The organism is Allobosea sp. P1_A7 (assembly GCF_056406775.1).
This window is the reverse complement of record NZ_JBFTZN010000055.1, coordinates 1-12156: the sequence shown is the minus strand read 5'-3', so window position 1 is coordinate 12156 and position 12156 is coordinate 1. Positions and strand designations below refer to the sequence as shown.

Below are 12156 nucleotides of genomic sequence, written 5' to 3'. Positions count from 1 at the left end.
TCACGCGCCCTGACGCTCGCGATCGAGATCGCCGAAGCTTCTGCCGCTTTCCGCCAGGGCCTTCAGCAGCGGCGCCGGCGTCCAGTTGGCGTCGCCGCCGGCATGAAGCGCCACGATCTCCTGATGGATCGCCTTGAGCCCCACCGTATCGGCCCAGAACATCGGCCCGCCGCGCGCAGCCGGGAAACCCACGCCTTGCGTATAGGCGACGTCGATATCCCCCGCTCTTTGCACGGTGCCATCGGCCAGCGCGAAAGCGCCTTCGTTCACAATGGCGTAAAGGGCGCGCCTGACGATCTCTTCATCGGAAATAGCGCGCCGGGCGAGGCCCAGCCGGGCCGACTCCGCCAGGATCATGGCCTCTACGGCAGGATCGTCCTCTTTCTGCCGCCCGCCGGCGGCATAGCGATACCAGCCGGCTCCGGTCTTGGAGCCAAGGCGTCCCTGTTCGACGAGGAGGTCGGCCAGGCGCGAATAGCGCATCGCCGGGTTCCAGTCCTTGAGCTGGCGCTGGCGAACATGCCAGGCGACATCCTGGCCGGCCATGTCGAGCATGGCGCAGGGTCCCATCGCAAGGCCGAATCCGRTCAGGGCCAGGTCGACCTGTGCGGGCAGCGCGCCTTCCTCCAGCATCAGGTCGACCTGGCGCAGATACGGGTAGAGCAGCCGGTTGGCGAGGAAGCCGTCGCAGACGCCGACGACGACGGGTGTCTTGCCGACCTGCCGGGCGAGCCGGATCACCGTTGCCAGCACTTGCGCGTCGGTCGCCTCGGCCCGGACGATCTCGAGCAGCCGCATGACATGCGCCGGGCTGAAGAAATGCAGCCCCACCACATCTGCCCGCCGCGAGGTCGATCGCGCAATGACATTGACGTCGAGCGCCGAGGTGTTGGTGGCGAGGATCGCGCCTTGCTTCGCCAGCTTGTCGAGCTCGGCGAAGATCGCCAGCTTGACCGCCATCTCCTCGAACGCCGCCTCGACGATGAGGTCGGCATGCGAGAGGGCCGACATATCGGTTCGCCCGGCGATATCAGCCAGTCGCTGCTGCGCTTGCGACGTTGAGAGATCGCCCTTCGCGACGGCGCGATCATAGACGTCGCGGATGCGTTTCAGCCCGCGCTCCAGCGCTGCCGGATCGCGCTCGATCAGCGTCACCGGGAAACCGGCATTGGCGAAGACCATCGCGATGCCCGAGCCCATCGTGCCGGCGCCGATGACACCGACCGTTTCGATGGCGCGTGCTCTCGTAGTCTTATCGACGCCGGTCGCATTGGCAGCCGCGCGTTCGGCGAAGAAAAGATGTCGCAACGCACGCGAGGGCGTCGACGCCATCAAGCCGAGAAACAGCCTGCGCTCCTGCGCGAGCGCTTCCGGAAAAGGCAGGTGGATCGCGCCGGCCATGCTGTCGAGCGCTGTCCGCGACGCATCCGCATGCGGGCTTTTCGCCGGAATGGCGGCGCGCGCCGTCTCGATCGCCTCGACAAGCCCCGAGAGAGGAGGGCGCTTGGCGGTCGCGGTCTGTCCGGAAGCGGCCAGCTTCGCGATCAACTCCCGCGCCGCGGCCATCACGTCCGGGCCGAGGCGGTCGACGATGCCGGCCGCCATCGCCTCCGCCGCGGCGAGTGTCCGGCCGCTGGCGATCATGTCGGCTGCGATCATGGGCTTTGCGATGCGAGGCAGGCGCTGTGTCCCACCGCCGCCGGGCAGAAGCCCGAGCTTGACCTCGGGCAGGCCGATGCGGGCCGTATCATCCGCGACCCGGCCATGACAGGCCAGCGCTAGTTCGAGCCCGCCGCCGAGCACGGCCCCGCGCAGCGCCGCGACCACGGGAACGGGCGAGGCCTCGATCGCGGCATGGACGTCGTTCGCGTCAGGCGCTGTCGGGTCGAGCCCTGCAGTGAATTCCTGGATATCGGCCCCGGCCGAGAAATTGGCGCCMGCGCCGGCAATCACCACGCCGGTGACGCCGTTGATGACAGAGCGCGACAGCGCGGCGACGAGATCGCGACGCACATTGGCGCTGAGACTGTTCACCGGCGGATTGATGATCGTGAGGACGGCGATGGTGCCGGCCATATCCGTGCAGACGGAGGCGGAAGAGGTCATGCCGGTTTGTCCTTCACCAAGCCCAGAGTTCGGTCTGCTTGGCCAGTTCGAGGCGGGCGATCTGGTCGATATGGACCTCGTCGGGCCCATCGGCGAGCCGCAGGGTTCGGGCGAGCGCCCAGCCTTCCGCCAACCCGAAATCGCCGCTGACGCCACCGCCGCCATGGATCTGGATCGCGCGGTCGAGCACGGCCTGTGCCATGCGCGGCGCGACGACCTTGATCATCGCAATCTCGGCGCGGGCCGCCTTGTTGCCGACAGTGTCCATCATTTGGGCGGCACGCAGCGTCAGCAGCCGCGCCTGCTCGATTTCCATCCGGCTCTGGGCGACCGCTTCGCGCAGCATGCCCTGCTCGGCGATGGGCTTGCCGAAGGCGACGCGGTCGCGGGCGCGCGCGACCATCGATTCCAGCGCCCGTTCCGCCAGCCCGATCGCGCGCATGCAATGGTGGATGCGCCCCGGCCCGAGCCGGCCCTGCGCGATCTCGAAGCCGCGCCCCTCGCCGAGCAGCATGTTGGTGGCCGGCACGCGCACATCGGTGAAGGTGATCTCGAAATGTCCGTGCGGCGCATGATCGTAGCCGAACACGGTGAGCGGGCGCACCAGTTCGACGCCGGGCGTATCGAGCGGCACGAGGATCATCGACTGGCGCCTGAACGGCTCGGCATCCGGGTCCGTCAGCCCCATGAAGATCAGGATCTTGCAACGGCGGTCGCCGGCTCCCGAGGTCCACCATTTCCGGCCGTTGATGACGTAGTCGTCGCCATCGCGCACGATGCGCGATGTGATGTTGCGGGCGTCAGAGGAGGCGACCTGCGGCTCGGTCATCGCGAAACCGGAGCGGATTTCGCCCGCCAGAAGCGGTTCGAGCCAGCGCGCCTTCTGCTCGGGGGTGCCGTAGCGCGCGAGCACCTCCATGTTCCCGGTGTCCGGCGCGCTGCAATTGAACACCTCGGCCGCGATAGGCGAGCGCCCCATGATCTCGCAGAGCGGCGCGTATTCCAGATTGCTCAGCCCGGCGCCGCCACCGTGATCGGGCAGGAAGAGGTTCCAGAGCCCGGCTGCTTTCGCTTTCGCCTTCAACGCCTCCATGATCAGCGGCGAGGTCCAGCGGTCTTCGCTCCCGGCCACCTGATCGAAATAGACGCGTTCATTGGGATAGACGGCCTCGCTCATGAAGGCGCGCAGCCGCGAGATCAGGTCGCTCACTTTCGGGGAATGATCGAAATCCATCGTCCTGCACTCCGCTGTGGACCTGATGTCTGCGATCATCCCTATCCGATGTCGCTTTGTCGGACAATACAACAAAGATTGCCAACATCATGCTGGGTCGATGAGAAAGGCGATTTCTCTTTAAGTATATGAAAATGGCCGATTTATTTGATGTTCTCGAGAGTTTTAAGGCCTTCCGCGTAATGGCCGCGCGGTCTGATAACGCCTTGCTATCTGTCCGGTTGTCGGGCAAAGATCGATCAATGGAGCGCTTGCGGCGCTCTGCTCCGGCGGTGAGGCGCGAATCCGTTCCGCGCCCTTTCAGACGAAGGCAAGTCATGGGATCCGCTCGCAAATCGGCTTATGTGCTCAAGGACAAATACGCGATTGTCGGCATCGGCACGACGGACTACTCCGCCAATTCCGGGCGGACGGTTCGTGCTCTCGCCATCGAGGCCTCCGCTAACGCGAWCGCGGATGCGGGGCTGAAACCTGCCGATATCGACGGCATCGTCAGCTACAACTTCAACGACTCGGCGCCGGCGATCGCGGTGGCGACGGGGCTCGAAATTCCCAATGCCGGCTATGCGGTCGATTTCCTGGCCGGCGGCAACGCCGCCAACCTGATCGTCCTGTCGGCGGTCGCGGCCATCGAGGCCGGGCTGGCCGACACGGTCGTCTGCTACCGGGCCATGAATGGTCGCTCGGGCTTCCGGCTCGGCGGCGGTCGCGAGTTCCGGGCGCTGGGGCCGACGCAGTTCACCGCTCCCTTCGGCTGGATCACCTATCCGCAGGCGATGGCAATGTGGTGCCGGCGCTATCAGGTTGAATATGGGCTGACGCCCGAGCAGCTTGGCAATGTTGCGGTGACGCTGCGCGAGAACGCGGTGCTCAATCCCCGTGCGATGCAGCGCAAGCCGATGAGCATGGACGACTATCTCGCCTCGCGCATGATCGTCGATCCCTTCCGCCTCTACGATATCTGCCTGGAAACCGACGGCGCCTGCGCCGTCGTCGTGACGACCGCCGAACGTGCCAAAGACATGAAGCAGAAGCCGGTCTACATCATGGGCGGAGCCTATGGCGGCGGACCGCAGCAGGGCGACGACCTGTTCGACTGCATTCGCTGGCCGGACCACTCCAAGAACTACAGCCACTACATCGCGGATGATCTCTGGCGCAGCGCCGGCATCGGCCCCGGGGATGTCGATGTAGCCGAGATCTACGACTGCTTCACCTACAGCATCCTGATGCAGCTCGAGGGCCTGGGCTTCTGCGGACTCGGCGAAGCCGGCAGCTACATCGCCGACGGGCACATCCGGCGTGACGGCAAGCTGCCGGTCAACACCCATGGTGGCCTCCTCTCGGAAGGCTACATCCATGGCTTCAACCATGTGATCGAGGCGGTGGAGCAATTGCGCGGCCAGTCCGGCCCGCGGCAGGTCGCCGATGCGGAGATCGCCCTCACCACCGCAGGCGCCATGACCTGCGGCAGCGCAATGATCCTGAGGAGGTAGGGTGATGTCGTCGGTTGAATCCTATGAGAAGCCGATCCCGGTTCCCGATCCCGATTCCGCGCCATTCTGGGCCGGTTGCCGCGAGAGCCGGCTGTTGATTCAGCATTGCGAGGACTGCGGGCACAATCAGTTCCCGCCGARCAATCTGTGCGCGCATTGCGGTGCAGGCGGTCTGTCCTGGAAGCAGGCGTCGGGTGCCGGAAAGGTCTTCAGCTGGATCGTGGTCCGGCATCCCGTGCCCAAGCCGGTCTATGCGCAGGATGTGCCTTACGTTGTTGCGCTGGTGGAGCTTGCTGAGGGCGTGCGAATGCCCTCCAACATCATTGGCTGCTCGCCCGAGGATGTGGTCGCGGACATGCCGGTCAAGGTCACCTTCAAGCAGGTGACGGATGAGGTCGTCCTGCCATTGTTCGAGCCCGCCTGAGCGGGCGGATGGGTTGGGGCGATGCGAGGCGATCGCACGCCCGCGAGTTTTGCAGGAAACGTCACGGAACGAAGGCGATGAACTCCTCCTCCGCCATTATCGCGCGCATGGGCGCGCTCGGCCGCGACGAGATGCAGGCGCTGCAGCTGGCCAAGCTGCGGCGGCAGCTCGAACGGCTGCAGGCCAACAGCGGCTTCTATCGGGAGAGGTGGGAGAAGGCTGGAATGCGCCCGCAGGATATCCGCTCGCTGGCGGATCTCCGGCGGATTCCCACCATCACGAAGGCCGATTGCCTCGCCGACCAGAATGAACACCCGCCTTTCGGGCGCCGTCTCGGCATCGCCCGCGAGGATGTCGCGCTCATCTGTATGACCGGCGGAACATCGGGGCAGGGGCAGGAACTTTACGGCCGCTCGCAGCGCGACCTCGTCATGCAGGGCTATTTCCATCAATTGCCCTGGCATATCGTCGGCCTGCGCCAGGGCGATATCGGCCTCAATTGCGTGCCCTCKGGCGGGCTTACCACCGGCGGCTGGGGGCCGACCGAAGGTTTTCGCGCGGCCGGGGCGTTGCCGCTGACCGTCGGCGGCACGATGAGCACCGATGCCAAGATCGACCTGATGGGCCGCTTCGGCGAGGTCCATTTCATCTATGCCTCGACCAATTACCTCCACACACTGACGGAAGCGTTGCGTCGGCGCGGCATCGACCCGCACAAGCAGTTCCCGACGATGAAAGCCCTTTTCATTGCGGCGGAGGGCTATCCGGTCGAATGGGCGCTGCAGGTCCAGGAATTCTGGGGCGCCAAATTGCATGAAGGCTATGGCAGCACGCAGGGCGCGGGCTTCATCTGCTCGACCGGCGAACAGGGTGTGGTCGCACCCGACGGAAGTCGCGCGCCGATGCAGTGCTTCGACTGGCATGTCCTCGTCGAGGTGCTCGACCCTGAAACCGACGAGCCGGTCAGGGAAGGCGAGTTCGGCGAGGTCGTGCTGACGAATCTCGACATCGAGGGCTCGGCTGTCGTGCGCTTCCGCACGCGCGACCGGGTACGGCTGCTGCCGCTGGCCTCTGCCGCCAATGGCCGCGCCTGGACCTGCATCGAGAGCGGCACGATCGGCCGCTACGACGACATGATGAAGATCCGCGGGAACAATGTCTGGCCGTCTGCCGTCGATCTCGCCGTTTTCGCCCATCATGAAGTTGCCGAGTACATCGGCAGTGTCTTCGTCGATGAGCGCGGACGCACCGAGGTTCTGGTGAAGATCGGGCTGAAGCCCGAACATGCCGCCGGCAGCGAGGAGGAGCGCGCCGCAACGCTCCGACGCATTCAGGCCGCGATCAAGGAACGCACCAACGTGCTGATGAAGACGGTAGAGGTTCCGCGTGACGAGTTGCCCTTCTTCGAGAACAAGGCCAGGCGCTGGAAGGACGAACGCCCCAACGGCTACCAGCTCGCCGACAAAGCTTCGTGAGGCCATGACCGCCATGCAAGTTCCTGCAAGCGCCGAGCGGTCCTCGTTCGAGGCTGCGCTGCCGCGGCTCGAACGGGCCCTGCGCAGCAACGATGTCATCGGCGCTGCCGAGCATGTGGCGATCGAGCGCCAGTTCGACGCCGGCCAGTCGAATCCGACCTATCTGCTGCAGGCCGGCGAGCGCCGCATCGTGCTGCGCAAACAGCCCGACGGCCAGCTAATGCCGCGCGCCCATGATGTCGTTCGCGAGCACAACATCATCAGGGCGCTCCACAAGGAGGGCTTCGCCGTGCCGCGGCCGCTCTTGGCCAGCGAGGATCGCGAGATCATCGGCACGAGCTTCTTCGTGATGGATTACGTTGCCGGYGCCGTGCATTCCGACCCGGCCCTCCCAAACCACGCACCGGCCGAGCGCCGGGCAATTTACCAGGCGATGGCTGGCACCATGGCGCGGCTTCACCGCGTCGACCCTGCGGTTCTGGAACAGGCCGGCATCAAGCCACGCGGCGATTTCATCGGCCGGCAGGTCGGCGTCTGGCGCAGCGCCTATATCGCCGCGCAGACGCAGGACGACCCCCGGATCGAGACCGTCGGGCAATGGCTGCTCGACCGCAAGCCCGCGACGGAGAACATCGGCATCGTCCATGGCGACTATCGCATCGAGAACCTGATCTTCAGGGACAACGAGGTCGCGGCGGTGCTCGACTGGGAATTATGCACCGTGGGCGAGCCGCTGGCCGATCTCGCCTATTGCTGCATCTGGCACCACCTGCCGCAGATCGTGCTGAACGGCCTCGCCGATCAGGATCTTACCGCCCTCGGCATCCCCGGCGAGGCCGCGTTCCTCGATATCTACGCACGGGAATCCGGGATCGATGCGGTGCCGACGCGCGGCTACTTCCTCGCCTTCGCCTTCTATCGGCTCGCTGCCATTCTGCAGGGCGTCTACAAGCGCGCGCTTGATGGCAACGCAGCATCCCCGCAGGCGCTGACGCGCGGCCGGGTCGCCGAGCTGTGCCTGACACAGGCTGCAACCTTCGCCGCCCGCGCCTAGAGCGGCGGCAGAGTTCAGATCGCCGTATAGCCGCCGTCGATCGCTAACACCTGCCCGCTGATATGGGCGCTCGCATCGGATGCAAGGAGCAAAGCGGCCCCCTTGAGATCCTGCGGCCCGCCAAGTTCGCCCCGCGGCGTATGCGCGATGAGTTGCGCCTCGTGCTGGTCGAGCGTCGCTGCCGTCAGCTTCGAGGGAAAGTAACCCGGCGCGAGCGCATTGACGGTGATGCCCAGAGGGCCCCATTCGGCGGCGAGTGCCCGGGTGAAATTGATCAGGCCACCCTTGGCGGTGTTGTAGCCGATCGTCCCGACGAGATCGGGGTGATGGCCACGCAGCCCCTCGATCGAGGCGATGTTGATGATCCGCCCGCGCTTCGCCGACACCATCCAGCGCTTCGCCACGGCCTGTGTCAGCAGGAAGATGCCGGTCAGGTTGATCGCCATGACCTTTTGCCAGCCCTCCAGCGGGTGGTCGACGGTCGGCGCGCCCCAGGACGTCCCGGCATTATTGACGAGGATATCGACCTGTGGGTAACGGCCGGCGATCCAATCGCAAAGCTTTACCACGCCATCGGCCTGCGAAAGATCGCAGGGGAAGCCGTCGGCCTCGATGCCTTGCGCCCTGAGCGAAGACACCGCCGTCTCCAGCTCGGAGGCCTTGCGCGCCACCAGAACGACCCGCGCTCCGAATTCCCCGAGCGCCTCCGCGATTTGCAGGCCGAGCCCGCGGGAGCCACCGGTGACGATGGCGACCCGGCCGGTCAGGTCGAGCAAGGCATGAAGGGGGCTGGACGACATGGCAACGCTTTCGGCTTCAATGCGGCCAAGGTTGCCCGCGTGTTGACCACCATTCATTTCTGTTGGACAAATCAATAACCCGACAAACCTTGAAAGCAAGCCCAAAGCATGGCTCCGGAATGGTGATGACGAAGCCCGGAATGGACGCGGACATGGCGACCGATGTCGATCGTTGGCGTGCGCCTTTCGTCGTGGGGCAGGAACTGGTCGCCGACATCGCGTTCACGCCTGATTCCGTTCGGGCCTTCGCGACGTTGACCAACGATACCAATCCACTCCATCACGATGAGGCGCTGGCCGCCGGCACACGGTTCGGCGGTCTGATCGCCAGCGGCACCCAGACAACCGGGCTGCTGCTGGGAAGCCTCGCCAATCACATTTTCCCCGACAATGCATCGCTGGGCCTCGGCTGCTCATTCCAGCTCAGGAAGGCAGTGCCGGCGGATGCGGCCATGACAGCGCGCTGGATCGTCCGGACGATCACGCCGAAGCCGTCGCTTCGCGGTGTGATCATGGCCCTGGAAGGCGGCCTCTTCGATAAGGCAGGCGTGGCCTTCGTCGAGGCCACGGCGACGATCGCGGTCATGCCGCACGAGGCCCTGAGCCTCTGTGCCAGGCGCGGATCACCTAGCTGATGCGGACCGTCGACGGCGATAGACGTGGACATTCGCATCGAAGGGCAGCCTGTTTCCAGTCTGCAGGGATCCGGCAACGCAAGACGTGCTATGGCGGTTTTTGGAATATCATTTCGACATCGAACCATGCCCAGCGATGGTAACGCCGTGACAAACCAGACCTTCAAGAAGCTCGATACCGCTCCCGTCTACCGCCTGGTCTTCGACACGATCGAACAGCAGATCGTGAAGGGCGAACTGAAGCCAGGAGTCTTGCTGCCGACCGAGACCCACCTCGCCGAGCAGTTCGGCGTCAATCGCTCGACTGTGCGCGAAGGCATCCGCATGCTCGAGGAGAGCGGCCTCGTACAACGTAAATCGGGCCAGCGGCTGCAGGTCACGTTGCCGCACATCTACGCGACTGCTGCCCGCACGAGCCGCCTGCTGCGCCTGCACGAAGTCACGTTCCGGGAATTGTGGGAGGCTTCAATCGCCATCGAGCCGGTCGTTGCCCGCTACGCGGCGGAACGTATCACGGCGCCGGAACTCGTTTTGCTTCAGCAGAATGTCGCGGAGATGGAAAAGGCGATCAACGATCATGTCGAGGTCGTCAGGCTCGACATTGTCTTCCACGATCTGATCGCTCAGGCGGCCCGCAACCGCGCACTGGGGCTTGCGCGCGAGCCGATCAGCCAGCTTTTCATGCCGGCCGGCAAGGCAATTCTGCCGCGGCTCAAGACGCAGAAGCGCATCATCGACGCCCATCACGCCTTGTTGAAGGCCCTGAAGGAGCGTGACGCCGACGAGGCCGCTGCGTGGATGCATCGCCATATCGCCGATTTCAAGCGTGGTTTCGAACAGACTGGTCTCGATATCGACAGGCCATTGGAGAGCTTCTGATACGCGAGACGCCGGCAGATTCTGCACAGACGGCAGCAACCGGTTTTTAGATTAAACGCCCCCCGGAAATCCAGCCGTCGGCCTGGGCCAAGGGATCAAGTTGAGAAGTTGCGGAGGGAGCGGCTCGCGCTCGACGCTGGCATAGCACTAGAGCAAAACAAGAATAAACACCACCACGCTAACTGCCGGCCTGCGCGGCAGTAACCGCCAAACTCAGAGCTTCCGCCTATCGCCGCTGCTGCGCGAAAAATCGCATGGCGGCTAGCTTGGCAATGGGTCGTCAGTTTTCGGCTGCCGGCCGCATGGGCAGCTAGATTGCCCGCCACCGGTCGTTTTCAACATCTGGGAAGGGTCGTCCTTTCCTTGGGCCGTCCGGAGTGCCCAAGAGCAGACGTCCGCCGCGTCGGCTATGGGCCATCTTTCACCGTCTGGCGGTCTGCCGCGAACGTCTCACTTGGGTCGAGACTGGCCTTTCGGTGGTCTCCGTCGCAAAGCTGACGTTCGATAGGGCCCTTCAACTCGGCTGCTTCCCTCGTATCCTCGCAACTGATCAATCCGGCGACTTCGGCAGCACACCCATGACCGTCCGCCCGCGCTCAGTTAGCGCTTAGGTGTTAAAGCCCGCCCACGCCGGCGCGGGCGTCCTTTCGATCAGTCCCTTGCGGATCAGTTCGTCGCGCGCCTTGCCCGGCCGCAATTCGAGGCAGAACGTCCGGCCGGTAAAGCTGCAAGAGCCAGAATTCATCCCGCGTCAGCATCTGGTTCCGGCTTTCGTCCCTTCGCTAAGTGTCTACCTGCGAACGTGATCTTCGCCAACTTCTGTTCGATCGTTTGATCGCGGTCGACCATTCGATCAGCCGCCGCAGGGACTGAAGCGCATCGCAAGCGGGCACAGGCAAAGGGCAGAGTCGGAAGCGCTAGCCCGACCAGCCAAGCGCCGTCGCGACCGACAGTCGAATGCGCAACAGCGCGTCGTGCCTGTTGGAATTTGCACGGATAGGCCGGAATTTCTGAGATCTGTGAAAGGGTGGTTTTACGCGTTGGCGGCCTCATTAGGCGTCGCTTCAAAAGCGATCGGTTGCTGACAGCCTGGCCTTGCATCTGCCTGGTGGCATCTGGTGAGGGCTCGCGTCATGGAGGCCGGCCTGCTCGTCATTACATTCCTGGCCGGTTACCTGACCGGCTTTTCGGTTGGCGAACGGCGTTGGAAGAGATCGGCCTTCGAAGCACTGGATCTGGTTGCCAACGCGATTGCCAAATTACGGAGCGATCCGTCTCAGCGACGCGAATAGCTACGGAAGCAGATACCTCGATCCTCGAGGTCGGCCAACCGGGCCTCATTGCGTCCGACGATAATGACTTCGGCGCCGGCGTCGAGGCAGCGCGGCTAGTGAAATTAATAGCACATCATCGCTGAAAAAAACCCCGTAGTGCCGCGGCCACACGCTGGCTTCTACGGGGTTTTAATCACCCGGACTTCCCTCGGGAGGCCACCGGGGTGCCAGTTGGACTATCCGCTACTGCGGCTCCTCCGGCCGTCGAAGCGGGTCATGGCAAGGTCTTGCAACGCCCTATGGTGCTCCCGGTAAGCAGCCTGGTCAAGAAATGACAGGATCAGCGTTCATAGGCGTTCGGATGGACCTCGCCGGCCTTGATGAGGGCAATGATGCCGTCCGCGTAGTCGGACACCCTGTCCCACAGCGCTGGTAATGCTCGTTCATGCCTCGCTCCGTCTGAAGAAGCGGATGGCTGCGTAGAGGGCCACTCGTGGCGGCAATAACGAGGCGAAGGCATTTGGTCGCGGCGATGCTTGGTGGGCTTGCTCCTTTAGCGCAGGGCGGTCGCAGCCCGCTCGATCTCTGCCTTGTAGGTGGCGCAGAACTGCGTCGGGCCGGCTGTCCACTCGGCCAGCACCCCGTCTCTCGCAGCCTCCATCGCGCTTCGCGGGATGGTTGGGATCTGTTGCTTCGCCCTCGCGAGAACGCCGGTGGGCAGTGATGTGCACTTGTCATGATAGGCCGTGACAAGCGCGATGCCGCGCGCGGCCCACTGG

Annotated in this window: 11 protein-coding genes; 7 read left to right on the top strand and 4 right to left on the bottom strand. The window is 64.4% G+C overall.

Features of this window, described 5'->3' with window-relative positions; genetic code table 11:
• On the bottom strand, window positions 1-2106 hold the full coding sequence (locus tag AC1D34_RS12180) for a 3-hydroxyacyl-CoA dehydrogenase NAD-binding domain-containing protein (protein ID WP_476824325.1): 2106 nt from the start codon (window positions 2104-2106) through the stop codon (window positions 1-3).
• Window positions 2107-2119: 13 nt separating this feature from the next.
• Window positions 2120-3340 (bottom strand): acyl-CoA dehydrogenase family protein, encoded by a 1221-nt coding sequence (locus AC1D34_RS12175; protein WP_476824324.1) that lies wholly within the window; start codon window positions 3338-3340, stop codon window positions 2120-2122.
• A 317-nt stretch (window positions 3341-3657) separates the two neighbouring features.
• Between AC1D34_RS12175 and AC1D34_RS12170 the strand changes: the two genes are divergently transcribed.
• From AC1D34_RS12170 to AC1D34_RS12155, 4 genes are all read left to right on the top strand, one after another.
• Window positions 3658-4836: a thiolase C-terminal domain-containing protein gene (locus AC1D34_RS12170; protein ID WP_476824323.1), complete on the top strand. Its 1179-nt coding sequence runs from the start codon at window positions 3658-3660 to the stop codon at window positions 4834-4836.
• Window positions 4837-4840: 4 nt separating this feature from the next.
• Window positions 4841-5260: a Zn-ribbon domain-containing OB-fold protein gene (locus AC1D34_RS12165; protein ID WP_476824322.1), complete on the top strand. Its 420-nt coding sequence runs from the start codon at window positions 4841-4843 to the stop codon at window positions 5258-5260.
• Between the two features lie 77 nt (window positions 5261-5337).
• Window positions 5338-6735 carry a phenylacetate--CoA ligase family protein gene (locus AC1D34_RS12160; RefSeq protein ID WP_476824321.1) on the top strand — a complete coding sequence of 466 codons (1398 nt, stop codon included), beginning with the start codon at window positions 5338-5340 and terminating at the stop codon, window positions 6733-6735.
• 13 nt (window positions 6736-6748) lie between these two features.
• Window positions 6749-7789 (top strand): phosphotransferase family protein, encoded by a 1041-nt coding sequence (locus tag AC1D34_RS12155; protein ID WP_441508501.1) that lies wholly within the window; start codon window positions 6749-6751, stop codon window positions 7787-7789.
• A gap of 14 nt (window positions 7790-7803) precedes the next feature.
• Here the strand turns inward: AC1D34_RS12155 and AC1D34_RS12150 are convergent, their stop codons facing one another.
• Window positions 7804-8589 (bottom strand): SDR family oxidoreductase, encoded by a 786-nt coding sequence (locus AC1D34_RS12150; protein WP_441508500.1) that lies wholly within the window; start codon window positions 8587-8589, stop codon window positions 7804-7806.
• A gap of 125 nt (window positions 8590-8714) precedes the next feature.
• Between AC1D34_RS12150 and AC1D34_RS12145 the strand changes: the two genes are divergently transcribed.
• The 3 genes from AC1D34_RS12145 (at window position 8715) to AC1D34_RS12135 (ending at window position 11395) form a co-directional block, all read left to right on the top strand.
• Window positions 8715-9224, top strand: a complete 510-nt coding sequence (locus AC1D34_RS12145; protein WP_441508499.1) for a MaoC family dehydratase — start codon at window positions 8715-8717, stop codon at window positions 9222-9224.
• A 147-nt stretch (window positions 9225-9371) separates the two neighbouring features.
• Entirely contained in the window at window positions 9372-10103 is a 732-nt protein-coding gene (locus AC1D34_RS12140) for a FadR/GntR family transcriptional regulator (protein ID WP_441508498.1), read from the top strand.
• A 1133-nt stretch (window positions 10104-11236) separates the two neighbouring features.
• The gene (locus tag AC1D34_RS12135) at window positions 11237-11395 is read left to right on the top strand and encodes a hypothetical protein (protein ID WP_476824320.1); all 159 of its coding nucleotides are present in this window, start codon (window positions 11237-11239) and stop codon (window positions 11393-11395) included.
• A gap of 535 nt (window positions 11396-11930) precedes the next feature.
• Here the strand turns inward: AC1D34_RS12135 and AC1D34_RS12130 are convergent.
• Window positions 11931-12156: hypothetical protein (locus AC1D34_RS12130; RefSeq protein WP_476824319.1), on the bottom strand; the 226-nt coding region annotated here is incomplete at its 5' end.